The organism is Nocardia sp. CA-135398, from assembly GCF_050955845.1.
Lineage (GTDB): Bacteria > Actinomycetota > Actinomycetes > Mycobacteriales > Mycobacteriaceae > Nocardia.
Map to the genome: position 1 here is coordinate 944399 of NZ_CP192084.1, position 23224 is coordinate 967622.

The following is a 23224-nucleotide window of genomic DNA, read 5'->3' on the forward strand; positions in this document are numbered from 1 at the left end:
TCTCCGTGCTGGGCCGGACGCCGAGCCGACAGAATCGCCCGCTCGATCCTGGCCCTATGCGGCGGCGGCCTCGGATATATGTCGGGGATCGGTCGGCGGCGGCCCGTTCGGTGGCGGAAAGATGCAGATGCGGCCGGGCTTCCCGGCGCGCTGATCCATTGGCGCACCCGCCGCTTGCGACTCGCATTCGGACCGGGCGTATCGTGCGGTTTATGACCGGATTGGACCGCCCGCGGCGGTTGCGCCGTACCCCCGCCCTGCGTCGTCTCGTGGCCGAAACAACTCTCGAGCCACGGCAATTGGTGCTGCCGATGTTCGTCGCCGACGGACTGGAGGAGCCGCGCGAGATCGGCTCCATGCCGGGCGTGCTGCAGCATTCGATGGATTCGCTGCGCAAGGCGGCGGTCGAGGCGGTCGCCGCGGGTGTGGGCGGGCTCATGCTCTTCGGTGTGCCGCTGTCCGAGGACAAGGACGCCACCGGCAGCAAGGCCAGCGATCCCGACGGCATCCTCAACCGGGGTCTGCGCGCGCTCGCGGACGAGGTCGGCGATTCGACGGTCGTCATGGCCGATACGTGTCTGGACGAGTTCACCGACCACGGGCACTGCGGCGTGCTGTCCGCGGACGGTGCCGTCGATAACGACGCCACCCTGCATCGCTATGTGGAGATGGCGCTCGCGCAGGCCGAAGCCGGTGCGGATCTGCTCGGTACCAGCGGCATGATGGACGGTCAGGTCGGCGCGATCCGGCGCGGCCTGGACGCGGTCGGGCGCACCGATACCGGCATCCTGGCCTACGCGGCGAAGTACGCCTCGGCGTTCTACGGTCCGTTCCGCGAGGCGGTCGCCTCCTCGCTGGAAGGGGATCGGCGCAGCTACCAGCAGGATCCGGCGAACCGCCGGGAGGCGATCCGGGAGCTGCAACTGGATCTGGCCGAGGGCGCGGACATCGTGATGGTCAAGCCCGCGATGTCGTATCTGGACATCCTGCGTGATGTCGCCGACCAATCGACGGTGCCGGTGGCCGCGTATCAGATCTCGGGCGAATACGCGATGATCACCGCCGCGGCCCAGCGCGGCTGGATCGACCGCCGCGCCGCCATCCTGGAATCGCTGATCGGTATCCGCCGGGCCGGCGCGGATATGGTGCTCACCTATTGGGCGACCGAGGCCGCGCACTGGCTGTCGTGACGAATCCGTCCAGACCCGAGGCTCCGGGTTCGGAGTCCGGCAGAACGAAGTCGTTCGAGTCGGAATCGTCGAGCCCGGAATCGCCCACATCGCAGCCATCCGGCTCCGAGTCGAGTCATCCGAATTCGCCGGAACACGAGTCGCTCGGTTCGAATCCGCACGAGTCGGATTCTCCGGGACCGGATTCCCCTGCGCCATTTTCGCAGTCAGCGTCGCCTGGACCGCAGGGCGTTCAGTCGCCAGAGGGGCTGGAGGTGTCCGGGGGGATTGATCCGAATCCTGCCGGTCAGAGTTCTGCCCCCGCAGAACCGCTCGGTTCGAGTACCGCAGGCGCGGATCCGTCGGGCGCGGACCCGCAGGGGGCGAACCCACCTGGGCCACAGGGGACTGAGTCGGCCGTACAGCCACAGACCGGCTCCGCCGTGCAGCCACAGGGGACGGAAGTGGCCGGGGCGCCCGGTTCGAGTCCGCAAGGTCCGAGTTCCCGATCACCGGGTGCGAGCCCCGCGGGTGCGCAATCGCTCGATCCAACGGCCGCGCATGCGCAATCGCCGGGTTTGTATCCGCAAGTCGGGTATCTGCCGGGTCCGTATCCACAGGGGCCGATTCCGCCCGGGGTGTATGGGCCGATGCCGTATCCGTCTGGGATGTATTCGCCGGGGCCGTACCCGGGCGGTCCGGTTGTCGGACCGCCGCAGCCGCGTCCGGAACCGCCGGAGGACATTCGGACGGCGCGGCAATTGTGGTGGGGTGTAATCGGATTCGGCGTTCTGCAGATGATCGGGTCGGTTGTCGCGGCGTTTCAGCAGCGCAAGGACTTCGCGCAGAAGATGTTCGACCAGGTGCATGTCAGTGATCCGAATTTCACGATGGCCGGTGCGGAGCTGATGGTTTCGTTGGCGTTCGTGGTCGCTGTGGTGATCGGGTTGGCGCTCGCCGCATTCGCTTTGTTGTTCGTGCATCAGCTCGTGCGCGGAAAGCTATGGGCGCGCACGCTTTTGACCGCCGTGGGTGTCTGGCTGGTGTTGGTCGCGGTCGGCACGCTGTTCGCGCTCGAGGCGGTGACCGGGGCGGCCTCGCTGGTGGCCGGTGCCGCGGCGATCGTGCAGGGCGTGCTGGCGGCGGGTGCGGTGTATCTGAGTCACCGTCCGGACTCGACCGCGTACTTCCAGATGAATCGCAGGTGAACGGCGGCTGGAGCGATCCGCGAGTTTGTCAAGAAATCGGCAGCATGTATCGTGAGGGTTGTCACAGAGGACATGGGAACCGGAAGTCATTTGTCACGCGTTGTCTTACGTTTTGTGAGTACGTCGACAAATTGGCTCCGGGAGATCGGAGGCATCGATGCGAGTGGTGATCCAACAGCCGCAGAGCATTCGACGAGATCTGCTCGTGCTGAGCCTGCTGATCCTGTTCGCATTGGTCACCGTCGCCGTGCTGCTGCTGCCCAGCGCGGTCGGCTGATCAGGAGCCGGATGTCGATTCCCGTCGCCGTGCTCGGCGCGACCGGGAGCATGGTGTGACGGCTTCCGAGGATGGCGCGACCGTCTTGTTCGCCGAACCGGGCGCGCGCTGGCGTTCGGTTGCCTATGGGCCGTTGCTGTGTCTGATCGTGCTGATTCTGGAATTGGTGACCGCCGACGAGGTGCACTGGTTCGCTCTCGGTTTCTGTGCCGCGCTGATCGCGGGTTTCGTTGTGTTGCAGGTGATCGCGGGGCAGCGGCATGTGAGCGTCGAGTTGACCTCCGCCACGCTGCGCGAGGGCACCGAGACCCTGCCGCTGGCGACCATCGATGCGGTGCTGCCGGAGCGGGACGAGGACTCCTGGGATGATGAGGACTGGGAATCGGCGCGTTCGCTCGGCGAATTGAGCGGAGTGCCACGCCGACGCAAGGGCATCGGGCTGCGACTGGTCGGTGGTGAACTGGTGCAGGCCTGGGCGAAGGATCACCGCGGACTGCGGGCGGCACTCATCGAAGCGCTCGGCGGGACCGATGCCGACCCGAAGACGCGGACCGAGGAAACCGAAGACAGCGAGAAAGGAGCGGAACGTTGACGCGCTTGATCGCGCTGGGTGACCGGATGCTTCCGGCGTTGGTCGAGTTGACGCTCGCGCTCGGCTGTGCGGTTCTCGCGGTGGTGAGCTGGCGCAACGGACTGATCACCACCACCTTCGCACCGTCGGGCGACGTGCCCGGCTTCCATGCCACCCGCTACAGCGCTCCGTGGTTGGTGCTGGCCGCTTTCCTGGTCATGGTCGCGGGTGTGCTCGCGATCGATGCCGTCGCGCGCACGGTGCGTGCCGCGCGTTCGCGCTGAACCAGGGCAATCACCGGCGTTTCGCATCGCCTCGGCTGTTTGGTCGCGAATTTCGCGGGAACATCGCAGGCATGCTGCCGACAATCCCATCGTTCTCGCCGCTGAATCTGCTGCCGGTCTCGTTGGCCTGTCTGCTCACCACCGGGCTCGCCCTCTTCTGCCTGGGCGCCACCACCTAGCGGCTCGCGCGGCCGATCCGAGCCGTGCCCTGGCGCATCGGCCGCGACTGCACTAGCGTGCAAGTGCCGCAGCCGCGAGGTGCATCGGTCGGCATTCAGTGAATACTGTTGTGGCCGTTATGCTTTCGGCCGGTATCCGAAATGTGTCGACTGGGAGAAATGCTTGTGATTCGTTTTGCCGGGAAAGTGTGCGCTGCGGTCGTCGTGGCGGCCGCGATCGGTGCGGCGCCCGCATGGGCCGCGCCGGGACTGCCGCTGGAGCCCGCCGCCCAGACCGACACTCAGACCGAGGTGTCCCAGCCCGCGCCGATCTTCGTGCCCGATTCGGGTTCGGCGGGTGTGTACAACAACTTCATGTGCCAGCTGCACACCATCTCGGCCTCGGCGCCGTGCATGTACACCTGAGTTCACCCACTCAGGCGCCTAGTTCCAACTCTGATAAACGTCCAACGTCCGGCCGTCCCTGGTGCCCGGCGCGTTGACGTACACGGTGACGGTGCCGTCCGGATGACTGGCGGCCTCCATGATGACCTGGCGCAATGAGGCGTGCACTCCACCGTTCTCATCGCGGTAGATCTCGGTGTCGCTCTTCAGTCCCGCGCCGATCCGGTTGAGCGGCACCACCATGGTGACCAATGCGGGCAGTGGTCCGCCGCCGAGCGCCGCGGTCTCCGCGTGATCCAGATGCAGCCCGATCCGGTCGGGCTGGCCGACCGGATCCGCGGCGGCCGCGGTCCCGGTGCCGAAGGTGACGGCGGCGGCGAGCGCGGCGAAGAGCGTGGCGCTGATGACGGCGAACCGCATTGGACCCTCCCGATGGGCTAGATGGTGCGACGACGCACCGAGATTACGCATCGGTAATCGGTCAGCGACCGATATCGGCCACAACCATGATCGGCGTGTTGCGTCGAAGAGACCGCGGTGCGTGCGGTCTGCGTCACTCGACTACACCCTGTCGTCGACTCGTTCCAATCGGGCTGAGACACTGGACGTCGTGAGTTCTTCTCCGCGCGCGACCAGGGCATCGGTGCCGGTCTCGGCTCAGCTCTTCGACCGGGCCGCTTCGGTGATTCCGGGTGGTGTGAATTCGCCGGTGCGGGCCTTCAAGTCCGTCGGCGGCACACCGCGATTCATCGCATCGGCCAAGGGCTACACACTCATCGATGTCGACGGCAACGAATATGTCGACCTGGTGTGTTCCTGGGGTCCGATGATTCTCGGCCACGCGCATCCCGAGGTGGTCGAGGCGGTGCAGCGCGCGGCCGTCGGCGGATTGTCCTTCGGTGCGCCGACCGAGGCCGAGATCGAACTCGCCGAGCTGATCGCCGAACGGATGGCGCCGGTGGACCGGGTCCGCCTGGTCAACTCCGGCACCGAGGCGACCATGAGCGCGGTCCGACTGGCCCGCGGCTACACCGGTCGCGCCAAGATCATCAAGTTCTCGGGTTGCTACCACGGCCATGTGGACGCGCTGCTCGCCGACGCCGGATCCGGCGTCGCGACGCTCGGCCTACCGACCTCGCCCGGTGTCACCGGTGCGCAGGCGGGCGACACCATCGTGCTGCCGTACAACGACATCGATGCCGTCGCCGCCGCCTTCGCCGCGCATCCGGGTGAAATCGCGTGTGTGATCACCGAGGCGGCCGCGGGCAATATGGGCGCGGTCGCGCCGCTGCCCGGTTTCAACGAGGGCCTGCGCAAGCTGACCGCCGATGATGGCGCGCTGCTGATCATGGACGAGGTGATGACCGGATTCCGGGTGAGCCGGTCCGGCTGGTTCGGCCGCGACGGTGTCGCCGGTGACCTCTACACCTTCGGCAAGGTGATGAGCGGCGGTCTGCCTGCCGCCGCATTCGGCGGCCGCGCCGAGATCATGAATCACCTTGCGCCGCTTGGACCGGTGTATCAGGCGGGCACCCTGTCCGGTAACCCGGTCGCCGTCGCCGCGGGGCTCGCCTCGCTGCGTGCGGCCGATGACGCGGTGTACGCCGCACTCGATCGCAATGCCGAGCGACTGGGTGGTTTGTTCACCGAGGCACTCGGTGCCGCGGGGGTCGAGCATCAGGTCCAGTTCGCGGGCAATATGGTGAGCGTGTTCTTCGCCGACCGTCCGGTCACCGACTACGCCGCCGCCAAAGCCAGCCAGACCTGGCGTTTCCCCGCTTTCTTCCACGCACTGCTCGACAGCGGTGTGTACGCGCCGCCGAGCGCGTTCGAGGCATGGTTCGTCTCCGCGGCGCTCGACGAGGACGCATTCGACCGTATCGCCGCCGCCCTGCCCGCCGCCGCACATGCGGCCGCGGCCGCCACCCCCGAAGGATCCCGCGCGTGAGTTCCGACCAGCCAGATTCAGAAATGCGCGAACTACCAGATACCCCTGTCGACAGCGCGGAAGCCGCTGTCACATCCGATGCCGGTGCGCCCGAGCAGTCGAGCGCCATTGACGAATCCGGCGTTGTCGCCGACGACACCGTCGAGACCATCGTGCATGTGCTGCGGCACGGCGAGGTGCACAATCCGAAGGGCATTCTCTACGGTCGCCTGCCCGGATTCAGCCTGTCGGTGACCGGTCGGTCGCAGGCCGGTGCGGTCGCGCGATCGCTGGCCGATCACGACATCGCGCTGGTGATCGCCTCGCCGCTGCAGCGTGCGCAGGAGACCGCGGAGCCGATCGCGCGCCAGCACGGGCTGCTCGTGCGCACCGACGAGAACCTGATCGAGGCCGGTAATACCTTCGAGGGCCTGCGGGTTTCGGTCGGCGACGGTGCGCTGCGCAAGCCGAGGCACTGGTGGAAGTTGCGCGATCCGTTCACCCCGTCCTGGGGCGAGCCGTATCTGCAGATCGCGCACCGCATGCTGGCCGCGGTCAATAAGGCCAGGGTCGAGGCGGCCGGACACGAGGCGGTGCTGGTTTCGCATCAGCTGCCGGTCTGGACGCTGCGGCGGTTCCTGCAGGGCCAGCGGCTCTGGCACGATCCGCGGCATCGGCAGTGCTCGCTCGCCTCGCTGACCTCGCTGGTCTACCAGGGCGACACCCTCGTCGACATCGTCTACTCCGAGCCCGCAGGCGGTTCGGATCCCACGGTGCACGGCGCATGAGAACTTCTTCCCGGCCGTCGGCCCGGCGTTTCGCGCCGGTCCTGCTCGCGTGCGTGGCCCTGGTGGTCGCGCTCGCGGGTTGTTCGACCGGGAAGGATGCGGTGGCCTCCGGCGGTACGTTCGAATTCGTCTCGCCCGGCGGCAAAACCGATATTTTCTACGATCCGCCCGCCGCGCGTGGCACCGTCGGCAAGCTCGCCGGGCCGGATCTGATGACCTCGGGCAAGACCACCTCGGTCGCCGACTTCCCGGACAAGGTGGTCGTGCTCAATCTGTGGGGGCAGTGGTGCGGGCCGTGCCGTGCCGAGGCGCCCGCGCTCGAAAAGGTCTTCGAGGCAACCAAGGACAGGGGCGTCGTGTTTCTCGGCATCAATGTCCGTGATTTCCAGCAGGACAAGGCGCAGGACTTCGTCGTGGACAACAAGGTCGGTTATCCGTCCGTCTACGACCCGTCCATGCGCACCCTGCTCGCGCTCGGCGGCAACTTCCCGACCAGTGTCATTCCCACCACGCTTGTGCTGGATCGGCAACATCGGGTCGCCGCTGTCTTCCTCCGCTCGCTCTTGGCGGAAGACCTCCAACCAGTTGTCGAACGCATTGCGGCGGAAGGTTCGCAGTGACCCGTTCGGCCCATGCCCAGATCACGTCCCGCTCGATAGCGAGCGGTAGGAAGGTGCAATCGTGAATCGCGATCGCCGTACTCGTAGCCCGCGTGCCTGTCGCCCGCGGCAGGCCGCCCGTCTCGTTCGCGGTGTCTGGACGGTCGATGACCGGTGGGTCGGCGTTGCCGCCGTACCGCGCAGCGCCGCAGCCGATTCCATGATGGATTTCGCCCCGGAAGCCGCCCCGGTGCCCGAGCGAGCTGATCGGCCCCCGGTGGAGTCCGACTGATGGTGCTTGCCGCAGTAGGTGATTCGTTCCAGCAGACGGCGGCGACGGGGCCGCTGTTATTGGCGCTCGGTGCGTGCGTACTGGCCGGACTGGTCTCGTTCGCCTCGCCGTGTGTGGTGCCGCTGGTGCCGGGTTACCTGTCCTATCTGGCCGGGCTGGTCGGCGCCGAGGCGCCGCCCGCCACCGCTGCGCAGGCCAAAAGCCTTGGCGGCACAGTGGTTTCGGTCGATCGGGCTGCGGCACGTACGGGTCGGATCCGAGTCGCCGGTGCGGCCGGTCTGTTCGTCGCGGGCTTCACCGTGGTGTTCGTGCTCGCCACCGCAACGGTTTTCGGCGTCATCCAGACCTTGAACGTCAATCGTGAACTGCTGCAACGGGTCGGCGGTGTGGTCACCATCCTGATGGGTCTGGTGTTCATCGGTCTGGTCCCCGCGTTGCAGCGCGATACACGGATGGAGCCGCGCAGGCTCACCAGTGTTCTGGGCGCTCCGCTGCTCGGCGCGGTCTTCGCACTCGGCTGGACGCCGTGTCTCGGGCCGACGCTGTCCGGGGTGATGGCGGTTTCGGCCGGAACCGAGGGCACGACGGCCGTGCGCGGGGTTGCGCTGATCGTCGCCTACTGCCTCGGCCTCGGACTGCCGTTCGTGATCCTGGCCTTCGGGTCGGCGAGTGCGTTGCGCGGGGTCGGCTGGCTGCGGCGCAATTCGCGCACCATTCAGGTCATCGGGGGCATATTGCTCGTCGCGGTCGGTGTCGCGTTGGTCACGGGGGCGTGGGATCAGTTCGTCGCCTGGGTGCGCGACGGTTTCGTTTCCGGGGTGACGCTGCCGATATGACCGTGATCGACCGACCCGAGGCGTCGGTGACGCCGCCGAAGCAGTCCCTGGTCGGGCGGGCCTTGGCGCTCGTGCGCAATGCCTGGCGCGGGCTGACCAGTATGCGCACCGCGCTGGTATTGCTGTTCCTGCTGGCCCTGGGTGCGATTCCTGGTGCGCTGCTGCCGCAGCGAAATCTCAACGAGGGCAAGGTCGATCAGTACATCGCCGACCGCCCGACGCTCGGCCCGTGGATGGACCGGTTCCAGCTGTTCGACGTGTTCTCCAGCTTCTGGTTCACGGCAATCTATGCACTGCTGTTCATTTCGCTCGTCGGCTGCATTCTGCCGCGCTGCCTCGATCACTATCGCGCACTGCGCACGCCGCCGGTTCGGGTGCCGCGCAACCTGTCTCGGCTGCCGCATCACTACTCCGAGACGATCGACGGTACCCCGGACGCTGTGCTCGAGCACGCTCGAAAGGAGTTGCGCGGCTGGCGGACCGAGGTGCGCGAGGGCACTCGCGAAGGTGAGATCACCCTCTCCGCGGAGAAGGGTTATACCCGCGAACTCGGCAACCTCGTCTTCCATCTGGCCCTGGTCGGACTGCTCGTCGCCATCGCGGTCGGCAAGCTGTTCGGTTACGAGGGCAGCGTGATCGTCATCGCGAACAACGGTCCCGGCTTCTGCACCACCTCGCCCGCCGTCTTCGACTCGTTCAAGGCGGGCAATATCAACGACGGCACCGGTATGGCGCCATTGTGTGTGCGGGTCAAGGACTTCGAGGCCGACTACCTGCAGAACGGCCAGGCCGAGATGTTCACCTCGCATATCGAATACCAGGCTGGTGGCGATCTGCGCAGCGATACCTGGCGCGATGCGCAGGTCCAGGTGAATCATCCGCTGCGGGTCTCGGGGGACCGGTTGTATCTGCAGGGCCACGGTTACGCGCCGACGTTCACGGTGACCTTCCCGAATGGCCAGACCCGAACCGAGACCGTGCAATGGCGGCCCGACAATGCGCAGACCTTCCTGTCCAGCGGTGTGCTGCGGATCGATCCGCCCGGCGGCATGTACGCGACCGACGAAGAGCGCCGCAAGAACCAGATCGCCATCGAGGGCCTGTTCGCGCCGACCGCGCTGCTGCACGGCAGCCTGCTGACCTCGTCGTTCCCGACCATGAACGATCCGGCCGTCGCGGTGGACATCTATCGCGGCGATACCGGTCTCGATACCGGTAAGCCGCAGTCGCTGTTCGCGCTGGATCCGGAGCAGGTCAAGCAGGGACGACTGACCAAGGAGGCCAGGGTCAACCTGCGTCCCGGCGAGTCGTCGACCCTGCCCAATGGCACCAAGGTCACCTTCGACGGTGCGCAGGAATTCGTGAATCTGCAGGTATCGCACGATCCGGCGCAGCAGTGGGTGCTGGTGAGCGCGCTGGCCATGATGGCCGGGTTGCTGGTGTCGCTGCTGGTGAAGCGGCGACGCATCTGGATCCGCGGCTACCCGGCCGGTGACGAAGCGGGTACCGTTGACAAACGACGCACCGTAGTAGAGATGGGCGGGCTCGCCAGAACCGATCAGGCGGGCTGGGGCAGCGAATTCGATCGCCTGCGCAAGCGCCTGCTCGATGACCGATCCGCCACGGGAGAGTGACCATGCCGATCGACGAGACCATCGCCCAGTACAGCGATCTCGCCTTCAAATCGGCGATCGTCGTGTACGCGCTGGTGCTGGTGCTGCTGATCGTGCAGTACGCGGCGGCGCGGACGCAGCAGGTCGTCGCGCGCGAACTGGTGACCGCGGGCGGCGGTTCCGATCGTCCCGCCGGACCAGGCCGGGTCCATACGCCGCAGGCCAAGCCGTTCGCCGAGCGCGCGGGCAATATGGCGTTCTCGGTGCTGTTCGTGGCCATCGCCCTGCATGTGACCTCGATCGTGTTGCGCGGCTTCGCGACCCACCGCTTTCCGCTCGGCAATATGTACGAATTCGTCACCATGGCGACCGCCGCGGCCGCCGTGGTCGGCATGGTGTTCCTGCGTGAACAGCGCTATCGCTCGATGTGGGTCTTCCTGCTCGTCCCGATCCTGATCCTGCTGTTCCTGGCCGGTACGGTCCTCTACGCCGACGCGGCACCCGTTGTGCCCGCACTGAAGTCGTTCTGGCTGCCCATTCACGTCACCATCGTCAGCATCGGCAGCGGCGTCTTCCTGGTCTCAGGCATAGCCAGCCTGCTGTTCCTCTACCGCCTGCGTCAGCCCGAAGGCGCCGAATCCGACAACATCCTCGGCACCATCGCCCGCCGCCTCCCCGACGCCCGCACCCTCGACCGTCTGGCCTACAAGACGACGATCATCGGCTTCCCTTTGTTCGGTGCCGGTGTCATCCTCGGCGCCATCTGGGCCGAAGCCGCCTGGGGCCGCTTCTGGGGCTGGGACCCGAAGGAAACCTGCTCCTTCATAGCCTGGGTGTTGTACGCCGCCTACCTGCACGCCCGCGCCACCTCGGGTTGGCGCGACACCAAGGCCGCCTACATCAACATCGCCGGTTTCGTCGCGATGCTCTTCAATCTCTTCATCATCAACATCGTGATCAGCGGGCTGCACTCTTACGCCGGGCTGAACTGAGGGTCGAAAAAGGTCGCGGGTAGGACATGGCGTCGTCGAAGTCGACATCGTCGATGCGGAGGCCAGCCTGCGATCCGAAGCTCGACGACTGCGCCTGGCGATAACTCACGACACCGACGGGACGGCTGAACACTCGGTGTGACGAATTGTCGGCTCCATGTGCGCTCGGCGAATCTATGGCTGAGCCTTGTGCGGTGGGTGACACGCCCCGCAGCCTGAACGAGCCGGGCTGATGTCCCACTATGCTTGCCAAATATTAGCTATGTGGGTCTGTTCGTGCGATTTCGCCGCCGATGTACATCCGATTCGAAACGGGATCAGATATGCGACCTCGATTCGTTGTTATCGCGACCGGTGTGGTCGCGGCAGTCCTGGCCGTGGTTGTGTGGCCCGGCGCCGAGCCGAGCCGAGCCCAAGCGCCCGGTGCGGACGTATCCGGTGCCGGGATTCATGTGACGACCTCGGTGGAGAGGGTCGCAGTGGACCCACCGGGCGACCGGATGCCGAACTTCCTCATGACCTTCGCGCATGCCGCCCAGCTATCCGGCGACTACTCGCTGAACGTGCAGGGCGATGGAATAACGTCCGGCCAGGCCGTCGCGGGGTACCTCCTCGGCTGCGCGCTCAGTGTGGACAATGGCTTCACCGTCGGAATCGATCCCAATCAAGGGCTGTTGGCGAGTATTTCCCCCGAATTCAGCCAGCAGAACGCTGCCGCCAGACTGTCGAGTGCGACTGCGACGCCGGGGTCCACACCGCCGCGTGCCAGCACCACATCCCCTAGTGCCACCGCGAGTGCCGCTACGACCACCGCGAGTGCCGCTACCACCACTGCGAGTGCTGCTACCACCACCGCGAGTGCTGCTACGACCTCTCCGGATGCCGCTACGACCTCCGCGAGCGCCGACACCACATCCCCGAGTGCCTCGGCCCCCAGCGCGAGCCTCGGACCGACCGTCGGCGGGACCCTTGGTTTGACACAGGTCCTGGAAGCCACCTTGGCACCGGGCCAGATCACCACTGTCACGACCGTCACGGTCAACCTGGACGACAAGACCGTTTTCCCGTACCACTTCATCTTCAACAACGCCGCGTTGAACGTCGGCCAGTGTGCCTCACCGGTATCGGCCGTCCCCTTCGTCACCGCCACGGTGAGTACCGCGTTGGAGACGGTGCAGACCTCCGCCTACGGCAGCCAGTTCACCTTCTGATCCATCCGGGACCTGACTCGGAATCGCCGCACAGTCGGCCCCTGTCAGCGTCCCTCGCGCCCCATGGCCACGAGTTCTATCGCATGCGTGCGCATTTCGGCGTTCAGCGGGCCGAACGCGGTCACCTACCGATCGGTCACGCCGGTCTGGGCGCGTAGTCGCGTGCCGTGCGGCGTGACCGTGCTGATCGAGGACCCCCCACGAGCCCGAGGCAGGCAGCGACGTGGTCGACAGTTTCCCGTGGACTGCGGCGTGGCGAACGCTGATCGATCACCCATCGGCCCTCGATGGCCGAATAGTGCGACTTACAAGCGGCGGACGCAGACTACGAATTGGCGTTGCTGGTAGACGATTCCGCGGTCGCTGGAGGAGCAGACGTTCACGTTGCTGGTGTTTTGTTTGATGTCGACGACACGGACCGCGTTGGGGACGCCTTTGGTGTTGCAGTCGAGGCGTTTGGGGTTGTCCTTGTTCGGGTCCATGCAGCCGCCGACTACCCAGTCGATGTCGAGGCAGAGCGATGCACGATTGACGCCGCGCAGGGTGTCGTTGAGGGAGCGGTCGGCGTCGGCGGGGCAGGCGGCGTTTTCGGCGGCCTTATCGATGACCTTGTAGTTGGAGGTCGCGCTACCGCAGGCGGCCTTGCCGAGGGTGGGATTGTCTCCGCTGCCACCGATCTCGACGCAGTCACCGACGTCGACCTTCAGGCCGCCCGCGATCTTGTCGAAGGTGCTGCGGATGGCGGAGGTGGTCGGCGGCGCCTCGGGGGTCGTCAGCGGCAGTTCGGGGAACGACGGTTCCGGCGAGGTGGTCGGCGCGACATCGTTCTGGGCCGCGGGTGAGGGGCTGCTCGTGGTGGACTTGTCGTTGCTCAGCGACATCGCCGCCACCGCAACGACGGCCGCGGCGAGCGCAGTTACAGCTATGAAGACCGTCAAGGTGAGACCCGCACGGACACGTTGACGTGACACCTGTGACGTTCCTCCAGGGCTGTTCGAACTCGCGCGCCGAGATACGAAGTTGAAAATTGCAATGTTTAGAGATCACGTCATGCCTACACCATCAGAGGTGTGCGCGTCGAGTCAGCCATTTTCGAGGATAAAAAGGATACTTCTGTGAAATGATCATGGGTCGGATGCTGGCGTAACAATCGAATAACGATAGCCGTCAGGGGTTTCCCAAATGCCGTGCGGGGCAACAAGCTACGTGGCGCTAGACGCGTCAACCGGCTACCGGGGCCGGTGCTTGTCAGAAGGAAACCTTGATGAAGTTCGGCACGTTCGCCGTCACCCTCATATCCATCGCCGCTGTGGGAATCGCGGCGGGTACCGCGAATGCGAAGCCAGCGGAAGTTGCCAAAGAGGTGTCGGCCTCCGGCGTCGAGCAGGGAATCGCTTACCACACAGTGGCTTCCGAAATCTCGGACGGACATCGGGACCGCGTTCTGACCACCGAGGTCGACAGCGGCAAGTTCGAACTCGCCGAGAACGGCACCAAGGTCTTGCTGAAATCCGATGAGGGCACTGTTGTGTCGGAAGTCCCCTTGACCTACGAGCTCTCCGGCACGAAGGTCGCGGTCGACCAGACGATCTCCGAAAACGGCCGAACCCTCGCCCTCACACCGAAATTGACCGCCAAGAACATCGGCGAGATGCAGCCGGTCAACTCCATGGCCCGCCTGACCGATGAAATCAACAAGAACATCGTCGGCGTGGTCCTCGGCGGCGTCCTCGGCCTGATCATCGGCGCCATCGTCGGCGTCTTCTTCTTCAGCCTCATCACCGGCCCCATCGGCGCGGTAATCGGCGCCATCGCCGGCGGCTACATCATGGGCGGACAGTCCTTCATGGACGCCCTGATGGCCGTCATCAACGGCGAGCCGTGATCGTTTGAGCTGTCGCAAACCTGGTGACTACCTCGCACAGGCTCTACCTTGTGCGAGGTAGTCAAAGGGTATGCGTGACGCCCATTGTCTATGCGCGAGTGGAGGATTCGGCTGGTTGGCAGCCGCTCAACCGCCCTATCGCCCCACCCGCTGAGAGACTCCGCGAATCAGCGAACCGGCACAACCGATTCAGCGCTCGGCAGACCCATCGCCATCGCGATGCTGGCGCGAAAGGCGCCAGAGGAATTCGGGGTCGTCGTCGGGCCCCATGATGCGCTTGCGTTGCGGTGAACGCGTGGGCGGTCCGGCTGTCTTATCGGGGCCGAACGCCTTCCAGCACAACACCGCGACTGCCACGACTGCGATGAGTGCCAACAGGTACGTCACGTCGCTCACCTCCTGCTAACGAGGGTAGTCGCGTGCGTAGCCTTCGGACACCGCAGACACGAAATTGGTGGGTGCGGGCCCCTGGACAGTGACATCGAGCTCACCGCGATGGGCCCGCGGACCATGATCAGCGTGCGGTCGCCTCGGTGGTCAGCGACTTCAGCAGCTGGAGTACCTCGGATTCGCGGAACCGGCGATGCCCGCCCGGTGTGCGCAGCGATCCGAGGCGCCCGGCGTGGGCCCAGCGGGTGACGGTCTTCGGATCGACGTGGAACATGGCGGCTACTTGGCCCGGTGTCAGCAGGGTGTCCTGGCCGCCGACGGTGATCGCAGTCATAGCAAACCTCTCCGTTCTCGACAGTTCCCTCATCAGATGGCGCCATCGTTGCACTGCGACCCCTAGGTACTCGAACCACCTACAGTTGGTAAAGAGGAAGTAATAGACAAAACGGATACGGGTCCTGGTCAGGCGCGGTCCGACGCAGTCTGTCCCCTGGTCCCTCGCGCTCCGCCGCGCGTCGGCGAGGCCAGCGCTTACCTCGATCGGAGGTATCGCCGAGGGTGGGCACAGCTTCGCATAGGCTGGACCGCGTGAGTGAGGCAACGCCACCGAAGGGTGAACCCGAACAGCAAACCGCTGGCGTCGGCTCGCGGCTGGCCCGCAATCTGGCGCTGTACACGCTCGCCAGGCTCGGGCTGGTCGTCGTCATCACCGCCGCGATCGTCGGCGTCGCCCGGCTCGTCTCGGTGGAGATCCCGCTGGTGGTCGCGGCCCTGTTCGCGTTGATCATCGCGATGCCGCTGTCGCTGACGCTGTTCAAGAAGTTGCGCGCTCGGGTCAACGAGGACATCGCGGTCGTCGATGCGAAGCGGCGCCAGGACAAGGCCCAGTTGCGTGCCCGGCTGCGTGGTGACGACGACTCGACCGGGGCGGCCTCGTGAAGTACTGCGATCGCAGTACGCCACGCGCCTGGGTCGACAATGCCGTGCGGCTCATCGAGGCCGATACGCAGCGCAGCGCCGACACCCATCTGATCCGGTATCCGCTGCCCGGCTCCTGGCGCGTCCAGCTGTATCTGAAGGACGAATCGACCCACATCACCGGCAGCCTCAAGCATCGGCTTGCGCGGTCGCTATTCCTGTACGCGATCTGCAACGGCTGGGTCACCGAGGGCACGACGGTGGTCGAGGCGTCCTCCGGTTCGACCGCGGTCAGCGAGGCGTACTTCGCCAAACTGCTCGGCCTGGATTTCGTCGCGGTGATGCCAGCGAGTACCTCGCCGCAGAAGATCGAGTTGATCGAAGCCCACGGCGGCCGTTGCCATTTCGTGCAGCGCCCGCCGGATATGTACACCGAGGCAGCGCGGCTGGCCGCCGAATGCGGTGGTCACTTCATGGATCAGTTCACCCATGCCGAGCGCGCCACCGACTGGCGCGGCAATAACAACATCGCCGAATCCATTTTCGAGCAAATGGAATTGGAGACGCATCCGGTGCCGGACTGGATCGTGGTCGGTGCGGGCACCGGCGGCACCAGCGCCACCATCGGCCGCTACATCCGCTATCACCACTACCCGTCGAAGCTGGCCGTGGTCGACCCGGAGAACTCCGCGTTCTACGGCGGCTACGAAACGGCCGATGCCGGATATCAGACCGGAATGCCTTCGCGCATAGAGGGAATCGGCCGCCCGCGGGTCGAGCCGTCGTTCATCGGTCAGGTGGTGGATCGGATGATCGAGGTGCCCGATGCCGCATCGATCGCCACCGCACGACTCGCGAGCCGGGTGATCGGCCGCCGCGTCGGCGGTTCCACCGGAACCAATCTGTGGGGCGCGTTCGCACTCATCGCCGAGATGATCGCCGCCGGTCGTTCCGGCAGTGTGGTAACGCTGCTCTGTGACGGCGGAGACCGTTATGCCGGAACGTATTTCGATGACGCATGGGTGCAGGCGCAGGGCATGAATCTCACCGAACCCGCCGCGATCCTGGAGAAGTTCGCCGCGACCGGAATCTGGTCCGGCTAGCACGCGATAACCCGCCCCGGCCGCCCGCCGGGTTTCTCTTGCGGCGAATCTCGTCAATTTTCGTTGACAACGCCGCAGTCCGTCAATCAAAATTGACGACATGACTGAAGCAACCACACTGGCGGCCGCCGCAGGCAGTCCGGACCCCAAGGTCGGGCTGCGCGCGGTGCTCGCGCTGCGTCGGCTGCTCGAACGGCTGGAAGCGATCCAGGTGACCAATGCCCGCGAACAGGGCTGGTCCTGGCAGGCGATCGCGGAGGCGCTCGAGGTCAGCAAGCAGGCGGTCCACCAGAAATACAACCGGAGAGGCGGGAACCGCTGATGTTCGAACGGTTCAGCAGGTCGGCGCGGACGGTGATCGTCATCGCCCAGGAAGACGCGCGGGAACTGCGCGCACCCAAGATCGAGGTCGAGCATGTGTTGCTCGGTCTGTTGGCACAGGGCGAGCCGGAATTGAAGACGCTGCTCGAGGAGGCCGGGCTCACCCACCGAGACGTGCTGGAAGGCCTCGGCCAACAGGCCAAGGGCCAGCCGCTCGGTGCCGAGGACGCCGAGGCGCTGCGTTCGATCGGCATCGATCTGGATGCGGTGCGCGAAAGCCTGGAGGCGACCTTCGGCGAGGACGCGCTGGAACGCGCGGTGCCCGAGGAGCGGTCCCGATTCGGCCGCGGCCGCGATCGGAACTGGGGTCACATCCCGTTCACCAGGGATGCCAAGAAAGTCTTGGAACTGGGACTGCGAGAAGCCATGGCCCGCAAGGACAGGTCCATCGAATCCGGGCATCTGCTGCTCGGTATTCTGCGCGCGCCCAATGCGACCACCACCCGCATACTCGGCGGTGCGGAGGCGATCGACGCGCTCCGACCGAAGGTGCACGCGCTGCTCGATCGTGCGGCGTGAGAGGTCGGGCATGTGCGCGCCACCCGATTCGCGTTTTGTGGCAGCACATGCCCGCCAGTCGGGCCTAGCATCAACGCATGCAGCTTGTGATTCGGTTGATTATCAACGCCGTCGCTATCTGGTTGGCCGCCGCTTGGGTCGACAAGATCGAGATCTGGAGTCCGGAGGACAAGGGCAATGGCGGGAAAGTCATTGTCATCCTGGCCGTCGCGGTGGTGTTCACTGTGGTGAACGCGCTGGTCAAGCCGATCGTGAAACTTCTGTCACTGCCCCTGGTCATCGTGACCCTCGGCCTGTTCCTGCTGGTGATCAACGCGCTGATGCTGTGGCTCACCGCCAAGATCACCGAGACCACCGCCTATGGCCTGCGCATCGACGGCTTCTGGGCCGCGGTATGGGGCGGCATCATCGTCGCGGTGGTCAACTGGATCCTCGGCATCCTGGTCCCGGACGGCGACGACTGAAAGCTGCGGCGCGGGCGACTGTTCTGGTCGCCCGCGCGCTCGCAACCGGCGATACCCGACTAACCCGCGATGCCCAGCGCCAACGCGCTGACCGCAGACCACACCAGCAGCGCCAACCCCGAATCGCGCAGCGCCGGAATCAATTCCAAGCCACCCTTACCGGAGCGCACCGGTGCGTTGGCGCGCACCGCCAACGGCACGGCGACCAGTCCGACCAGCGCCCACGGCGTGCGGACGACCAACAGCAGCGTCGCGATGAACGGCACCGCGAGCAGCGCCAAGTGCAGCGTCCGGGTCCGCGGATCGCCCAGTTTGACCGCGAGCGTGACCTTCCCGGATTCGGTATCGGTCGGAATGTCACGCAGATTATTGGCGACCAGCACCGCACTGGAGAACGCCCCGACCCCGATCGCGAGCACCAGACCCGCCCATTCGACCCGCTCGGCCTGCACGAATTCGGTACCGAGCACACCGATCAGACCGAAGAAGACGAAGACCGCCAACTCACCGAACCCGCTGTAGCCGTACGGCTTGCGGCCGCCGGTGTAGTACCAGGCACCGGCCAGGCAGGCCGCGCCGACCAGCAGCAACCACCACGCCGTCGCGATGACGAGCACCAGCCCGAAGACCGCGCCGACGGCCAGGCTGATGATCGCGGCATTCTTGACCGCTGCGGGCGAGGCGAGCTTCTGCCCGACCAGCCGCAGCGGACCGACCCGCACGTCATCGGTGCCGCGGATGCCGTCGGAGTAGTCGTTGGCGTAATTCACGCCGACGATCAGGGCCAGCGAAACCAGCAGCGCGAGAACCGCTTTCCACCACACCGCGCCATCGATGGAGGCGGCGGCGCCGGTTCCGGCGAGGACAGGGGCGATCGCGTTCGGCAGGGTACGGGGCCGTGCGCCCTCGATCCATTGCGCTGCAGTAGCCATATTCGCAGCCTAATGCGCAACCGCGGTTCGGTCCGCTCGGGCGGTTCAGTTGGCTTCGGCGGCGGTCTTCAGTCGGTCGAGGCCCTTTTCGAAGTCCTTGGCGATCATATTGTCGATCGGGAACACCTTCCCGACCACGCCCATCAGGCCCTTGTGCTGCCCGGTCATCCGCCATACGACCTCGGTGCCGCCCTCGACCGGGTTGAGCTCGAAGGTCGTTTTATTGGTGGCCTTGAACGGCTTCTCGAAGGCCAGGCGGATACCGATCTCCCGTTCGTCACTGGAGGTGACCTCCATGCTGCCGCGACCGGCCCTGCGGTTGCCGTCCCAGGCGTACCGGGCGCCGACTCCGGTGTCCGGCCCGGAGTACGTGCGCTGCAGTTGCGGATCGAGGTCCTCCCACGGCGACCATTTGGTCCATTCGTGGAAGTTGTCGATCAGCCCATGAATGCGCGCGGGATCGGCCGTGATCACAGCCTGCCGAACGATTTCGAACTCAGCCATGCGCACAGCGTAAGCGACTTATCGGTCCGAACAGGGGCGAAAAACCATGTCAGCCTGGCCGGCGGTATTCGATCGCGGTACTCCCGGGTCACTACGTGGGCCCGTCGCCCACCACGACCCTCGACGGGCGGCCTGACGGCCGACGGTTCTCGCCCTTGCGCTACCGCCTCCGTGCCCGTCGCTCGCAGCGCGGCTCGCATACGATAACGACGGAATGTTTCCCGATCAGAGCGGCCCGAACCGCCGAAGTCAAACGTTGACGACGCCCGCAGGCGAATCGGTCGTAGTGGCCCTGCTGGGCGAAATCGCGCTACGCCGAGACGGCACGCTCGCCGCGCTACCCGGGGCACGCTCGCGGCTGCTGCTCGCCGCCTTGGCCCTGCGTCCCGGCCGCAGCCGCAGTGCCCAGGCGCTGATCGATGAGGTGTGGGGTGAGCAGCCGCCGCGCGCGCCGATGAACGCGCTGCACACCCAGGTGTCGCGACTGCGCGCGGCGCTACCGGATGCGGCGCTGGAGATCGGTCCGGCGGGCTACCGCCTCACGCTGACCGCCGATCAAGTCGATTTGACTCTGGTGGACGACCTGGTGCGCGCGGCCCGCGCCAAACAGGCCGACGGCGACCACGCCGGATGTCTCGACGTGCTGACCAGTGCCAGATCGCTCTGGCGCGACGAGCCCGGTGCCGATCTCCCCGCGGGCGACCTCGCCGACGAGTTGCGCACCGCGGCCGCGCAGCGCTGGTCCGCGTTGGAGTCGATGGAGGTCGCAGCACGGGTCGCCAGCGGCGATCTGGACGGCGCGGTGGCGATCACCCGCCGAACCGCCGCCGCGCAGCCGCTCGACGAGGCCGCGCACGCCACCTTGATGCGGTTGCTCGCCGCGGCCGGTCGGCCGAACGAAGCCCTCGATGTCTTCGCATCGATCCGAGGGCGACTGATCGAAGAACTCGGCGCGGATCCGGGTCCGGCGCTGGTGGAGCTGAATACCGCGATCCTGCGCGGTGATCCGGTGCCCGGTCTCGCACCTCGCACCGATCATGGTGGGGCCGTACCGAATCCGGTTCCATCCGTGAATTCGGTCACATCAGTTGGTCCGACCGTATCGGTCGCGGCGGGAGATTCGGCCGTACGGGATTCCGCAATGCGAGATGCGACGGCGCTGGATTCGATTGGACGGGTTTCGGATTCGGCCGCTGCCGCATCGCCGAGTGCCCTCTCCGCGATCGGCCTACGCGCGGCCCCGAACGCCCTGCTCGGCCGTGCCGCCGATCTGGACGCACTCGAGCAACTGCTACACCGATCCCGGGTCACCACCGTCCTCGGCCCCGGCGGCACCGGAAAGACCAGGGTGGCCAACGAATTGGGCGCACGGGTCGCGCGCGGCGAATCCGTGGTGCTGGTGGAGCTGGCCTCGGTGCGGGCCGATACCGCCGCCGACGCCGATCCGCGCGCCGACGTCGAGGCCGCGATCAGCGCGACGCTCGGCCTCGGCGAGATCGTCCGGGAGACGGCGTGGCGGCGCTCCACCGGCTACAGCGATGCCGGTCGCCGACTGCGCGACGCGCTCGCCGCCCGCCCGACGCTATTGATCCTGGACAACTGTGAACATCTGATCGACGCGGTCGCCGAGGTGGTCGCCGATCTGGTCGGCAGCTGCGACCAGCTCAGTGTCCTTACCACCAGCCGAGCGCCACTGGCGATCACCGCGGAAACGGTCTATCCGCTGGCGCCGTTGGCAATCGATGCGGCCGGATCGCCCGCGACCGAGCTGTTCATGGCCAGAGCGCGTGCGGTGCGGCCGACAGTGCGCCTGGATCCCGAAGTGGTGGCCCGACTGTGCACCACACTCGACGGGCTGCCGCTGGCCATCGAACTCGCGGCGGCTCGTGTGCGAACCATGAGCGTCGAGGAAATCGAGACCCGGCTGGAACACCGATTCGCCTTGCTGCGCAGCGGCGATCGCTCCTCACCGGAACGTCATCGCACCTTGCACGCGGTGATCGCGTGGAGCTGGAATCTGCTCGAAGAGCCGCAACAGATCGCGTTGCGCAGGCTGTGTCGTTTTCCGGCCGGGTTCACCCTCGATGCCGCCGAAGTTGTGGCGGGCGGCCCGGATGTCGACGACGTGCCGACGGCGGTGGACGGACTGGTCAGCCAATCGCTGCTCACCGTTCTGGACGACGACGAAGGCCTGATCGGAACCCGCTACCGGATGCTGGAAACGGTGCGCGAATTCGGCGAGGAACAGCTCGCGCTGACCGGATCCGATGCGGCGGCTGGCATTTCGGGTGCGGTCGACGAGCGTCCAATGGTGATGGATCGCATGTCGCGGTGGGCCCGTGATTATTCGATCGCCGCGGTGCACCGTTATCTGTCCGACGAGCAGGTGGCAACCGTGCTTTCGGTCGGTGCGGAACTCGACAACCTGGTCACGGTGTTGCGATATGCGTTGGAGCGCAGGGACGCCCGCACGGTGTACCGGGTCTTTCCGATTGTCGGCACGCTGTGGGTGATGCGCGGCGCGCATATGGAGCTGAGCGGGTGGGCGCGCCGGATTCTGAGCCTGGCCCCCGAACCCGGTCCGGTGCGCGGTACGGTCGCCGATCTGCAGATGCTGGCGCACCTGCAGATCGGTATGCACGTCGTATTCCTCGGCTCCAACCTGCGTGAGGTGGCGACCACCCGGGCCAGGATCCGTCGGTTGCTCAGCACCGCAATCGATCTCAATAGTGGAGCGCGCTTTCTCGGCGTCATGGCCTGCGGGGATACCTCGGGCTCGGGCTCGCCGAGGCTGTTTGCGGACGGCGCCCGGTCGCCGGACCCGGTCGTGCGTGCCGCGGCGATGTTCATGCGCGCGAACGTCCTGGAGAACTCCGGCCATGTGCACGGCTCCACCCGGGACGCGAAGGCGGCCCTGCAGTTGATCGAGGGCAACGATGTCTGGGGCACGGCGATGGTCACCCAGCATCTCGGGCAGCTCGCCGGACAGACCGCGCACTACGCCGATGCGGTGGGGTACTACCGCCGGGCAGAGGAACTGTTGCGGGAGTTGCGCGCACACGAGGAAGCCGTGGAGATGCGCAGCTATCTCGCGGTGTCGTTGATCGGGTCGGGTCGGCTCCACGAGGCTCGGCGGGAATTGGGTTTCGCGCTCGGCGCGGCGGATGGTGATCCGGCGCACGGTACCGCGATCGACGATCCGCACATCCGGCGCAACCACCGCCTGGCGCCGGTCGTCATCGGAATGGCGGAACTCGAACTCGCCGAAGGCGATATCGACGCCGGGTTGGGCCATTATCGGCGGGCACTGGACCTGTACGGCTGGCCCGAGGACGAAACGATGCCCGGCCCGGGCATTCTGATAACCGCGAGCGGGGCCGTGGACGCGTATGTGCTGCACGGGCGGGCCGCCGACGCCGACGATATCGTGCGCACGCTACTGCGCATCGCAGCGGGCCGACTCGGGCAGTTCTATGACCTGCCACAGATCGGTGCGGTCGGGAATGCGGTCGGAACGTTCTATCTCGCGCTCCGACGCGATTCGGAGATCGGCCTGGAATTGCTATCGCTGGCCACCAAAGTGATAGGGCGACAGGATAATCCGTCGGCCGAATTGCGGCGTCACGCCGCTCTGCATCGTCCGACGCTGGGGGACCAGCGCTTCGACGAAGCGCTGGCCAGGGCCGCCGGTATGCGTCGGCGGCAAGCGGCCGCAAGGATCCTCGACCTCCTGCAGGAACTGTCCTGCGACGACGAAAGTCGCGGTGGGTGACTCACCCACCGCGACTTCCTTCCGGT

The 23224-nt window shown here is 66.3% G+C and carries 26 protein-coding genes; 20 read left to right on the forward strand and 6 right to left on the reverse strand.

Translation table 11 applies throughout. The annotated features are described in order from the left end of the window. Positions 1-212 precede the first annotated feature (212 nt). The 5 genes from hemB (at position 213) to ACQP1T_RS04425 (ending at position 4093) form a co-directional block, all read left to right on the forward strand. Positions 213-1190, forward strand: coding sequence for a porphobilinogen synthase (gene hemB / locus ACQP1T_RS04405; RefSeq protein ID WP_433758680.1), 978 nt, complete (start codon positions 213-215; stop codon positions 1188-1190). Positions 1191-1819: 629 nt separating this feature from the next. Further along, positions 1820-2377, forward strand: a complete 558-nt coding sequence (locus ACQP1T_RS04410) for a hypothetical protein (protein ID WP_433758681.1) — start codon at positions 1820-1822, stop codon at positions 2375-2377. A gap of 332 nt (positions 2378-2709) precedes the next feature. Next, positions 2710-3246 (forward strand): hypothetical protein, encoded by a 537-nt coding sequence (locus tag ACQP1T_RS04415; RefSeq protein ID WP_433758682.1) that lies wholly within the window; start codon positions 2710-2712, stop codon positions 3244-3246. After that, positions 3243-3509, forward strand: coding sequence for a hypothetical protein (locus tag ACQP1T_RS04420; RefSeq protein ID WP_433758683.1), 267 nt, complete (start codon positions 3243-3245; stop codon positions 3507-3509). The genes ACQP1T_RS04415 and ACQP1T_RS04420 overlap by 4 nt, the downstream gene beginning before the upstream one ends. Before the next feature lie 338 nt (positions 3510-3847). Next, positions 3848-4093, forward strand: a complete 246-nt coding sequence (locus ACQP1T_RS04425) for a hypothetical protein (protein ID WP_062983729.1) — start codon at positions 3848-3850, stop codon at positions 4091-4093. An 18-nt stretch (positions 4094-4111) separates the two neighbouring features. On the opposite strand, the gene ACQP1T_RS04430 is transcribed toward ACQP1T_RS04425, so the two are convergent. Next, on the reverse strand, positions 4112-4492 hold the full coding sequence (locus ACQP1T_RS04430) for a hypothetical protein (protein ID WP_433758684.1): 381 nt from the start codon (positions 4490-4492) through the stop codon (positions 4112-4114). A 190-nt stretch (positions 4493-4682) separates the two neighbouring features. Here ACQP1T_RS04430 and hemL point away from each other — a divergent pair, with 190 nt between their 5' ends. The 8 genes from hemL (at position 4683) to ACQP1T_RS04470 (ending at position 12330) form a co-directional block, all read left to right on the forward strand. Then, positions 4683-6020: a glutamate-1-semialdehyde 2,1-aminomutase gene (gene hemL / locus ACQP1T_RS04435; protein ID WP_433758685.1), complete on the forward strand. Its 1338-nt coding sequence runs from the start codon at positions 4683-4685 to the stop codon at positions 6018-6020. After that, a complete protein-coding gene (locus tag ACQP1T_RS04440; RefSeq protein ID WP_433758686.1) occupies positions 6017-6787 on the forward strand; it encodes a histidine phosphatase family protein in 771 nt (256 codons plus the stop codon). Before hemL ends, ACQP1T_RS04440 begins: the two co-directional genes overlap by 4 nt. Next, complete coding sequence (locus ACQP1T_RS04445; protein WP_433758687.1) at positions 6784-7407, forward strand: TlpA family protein disulfide reductase; 624 nt, start codon at positions 6784-6786, stop codon at positions 7405-7407. The genes ACQP1T_RS04440 and ACQP1T_RS04445 overlap by 4 nt, the downstream gene beginning before the upstream one ends. A gap of 61 nt (positions 7408-7468) precedes the next feature. Continuing rightward, positions 7469-7678, forward strand: a complete 210-nt coding sequence (locus ACQP1T_RS04450; protein WP_397033480.1) for a hypothetical protein — start codon at positions 7469-7471, stop codon at positions 7676-7678. Continuing rightward, positions 7678-8514 (forward strand): cytochrome c biogenesis CcdA family protein, encoded by an 837-nt coding sequence (locus ACQP1T_RS04455; protein ID WP_433758688.1) that lies wholly within the window; start codon positions 7678-7680, stop codon positions 8512-8514. Before ACQP1T_RS04450 ends, ACQP1T_RS04455 begins: the two co-directional genes overlap by 1 nt. Then, positions 8511-10148: a cytochrome c biogenesis protein ResB gene (gene resB, locus ACQP1T_RS04460; protein ID WP_433758689.1), complete on the forward strand. Its 1638-nt coding sequence runs from the start codon at positions 8511-8513 to the stop codon at positions 10146-10148. Before ACQP1T_RS04455 ends, resB begins: the two co-directional genes overlap by 4 nt. A 2-nt stretch (positions 10149-10150) precedes the next feature. Continuing rightward, on the forward strand, positions 10151-11119 hold the full coding sequence (gene ccsB / locus ACQP1T_RS04465) for a c-type cytochrome biogenesis protein CcsB (RefSeq protein WP_433758690.1): 969 nt from the start codon (positions 10151-10153) through the stop codon (positions 11117-11119). A gap of 323 nt (positions 11120-11442) precedes the next feature. Continuing rightward, positions 11443-12330 (forward strand): MspA family porin, encoded by an 888-nt coding sequence (locus ACQP1T_RS04470; protein ID WP_433758691.1) that lies wholly within the window; start codon positions 11443-11445, stop codon positions 12328-12330. 305 nt (positions 12331-12635) lie between these two features. Here ACQP1T_RS04470 and lppU read toward each other — a convergent pair whose 3' ends face one another. Beyond that, complete coding sequence (lppU, locus tag ACQP1T_RS04475) at positions 12636-13301, reverse strand: LppU family putative lipoprotein (protein ID WP_433758692.1); 666 nt, start codon at positions 13299-13301, stop codon at positions 12636-12638. Between the two features lie 293 nt (positions 13302-13594). On the opposite strand from lppU, the gene ACQP1T_RS04480 reads away from it, so the two are divergent. Beyond that, entirely contained in the window at positions 13595-14215 is a 621-nt protein-coding gene (locus ACQP1T_RS04480) for a hypothetical protein (protein ID WP_433758693.1), read from the forward strand. Positions 14216-14404: 189 nt separating this feature from the next. Here the strand turns inward: ACQP1T_RS04480 and ACQP1T_RS04485 are convergent, their stop codons facing one another. After that, entirely contained in the window at positions 14405-14602 is a 198-nt protein-coding gene (locus ACQP1T_RS04485) for a hypothetical protein (RefSeq protein WP_433758694.1), read from the reverse strand. 127 nt (positions 14603-14729) lie between these two features. Continuing rightward, positions 14730-14939 carry a BldC family transcriptional regulator gene (locus tag ACQP1T_RS04490; protein ID WP_062983746.1) on the reverse strand — a complete coding sequence of 70 codons (210 nt, stop codon included), beginning with the start codon at positions 14937-14939 and terminating at the stop codon, positions 14730-14732. A gap of 254 nt (positions 14940-15193) precedes the next feature. On the opposite strand from ACQP1T_RS04490, the gene ACQP1T_RS04495 reads away from it, so the two are divergent. The 5 genes from ACQP1T_RS04495 (at position 15194) to ACQP1T_RS04515 (ending at position 17990) form a co-directional block, all read left to right on the forward strand. Continuing rightward, on the forward strand, positions 15194-15544 hold the full coding sequence (locus tag ACQP1T_RS04495; protein ID WP_433758695.1) for a DUF4229 domain-containing protein: 351 nt from the start codon (positions 15194-15196) through the stop codon (positions 15542-15544). Next, positions 15541-16626, forward strand: coding sequence for a PLP-dependent cysteine synthase family protein (locus ACQP1T_RS04500; RefSeq protein ID WP_433758696.1), 1086 nt, complete (start codon positions 15541-15543; stop codon positions 16624-16626). Before ACQP1T_RS04495 ends, ACQP1T_RS04500 begins: the two co-directional genes overlap by 4 nt. Positions 16627-16726: 100 nt before the next feature. After that, positions 16727-16948, forward strand: a complete 222-nt coding sequence (locus tag ACQP1T_RS04505) for a hypothetical protein (protein WP_040696163.1) — start codon at positions 16727-16729, stop codon at positions 16946-16948. Continuing rightward, positions 16948-17526: a Clp protease N-terminal domain-containing protein gene (locus ACQP1T_RS04510; RefSeq protein ID WP_433758697.1), complete on the forward strand. Its 579-nt coding sequence runs from the start codon at positions 16948-16950 to the stop codon at positions 17524-17526. The genes ACQP1T_RS04505 and ACQP1T_RS04510 overlap by 1 nt, the downstream gene beginning before the upstream one ends. A gap of 77 nt (positions 17527-17603) precedes the next feature. Then, on the forward strand, positions 17604-17990 hold the full coding sequence (locus ACQP1T_RS04515; protein ID WP_433758698.1) for a phage holin family protein: 387 nt from the start codon (positions 17604-17606) through the stop codon (positions 17988-17990). A 59-nt stretch (positions 17991-18049) separates the two neighbouring features. On the opposite strand, the gene ACQP1T_RS04520 is transcribed toward ACQP1T_RS04515, so the two are convergent. Both ACQP1T_RS04520 and ACQP1T_RS04525 read right to left on the reverse strand, forming a co-directional pair. Continuing rightward, positions 18050-18922, reverse strand: coding sequence for a 1,4-dihydroxy-2-naphthoate polyprenyltransferase (locus ACQP1T_RS04520; protein WP_433758699.1), 873 nt, complete (start codon positions 18920-18922; stop codon positions 18050-18052). Between the two features lie 45 nt (positions 18923-18967). Beyond that, complete coding sequence (locus ACQP1T_RS04525; protein WP_433758700.1) at positions 18968-19426, reverse strand: SRPBCC family protein; 459 nt, start codon at positions 19424-19426, stop codon at positions 18968-18970. Between the two features lie 214 nt (positions 19427-19640). Here ACQP1T_RS04525 and ACQP1T_RS04530 point away from each other — a divergent pair, with 214 nt between their 5' ends. Further along, a complete protein-coding gene (locus ACQP1T_RS04530; RefSeq protein ID WP_433758701.1) occupies positions 19641-23198 on the forward strand; it encodes an AfsR/SARP family transcriptional regulator in 3558 nt (1185 codons plus the stop codon). Positions 23199-23224: the final 26 nt, after the last annotated feature.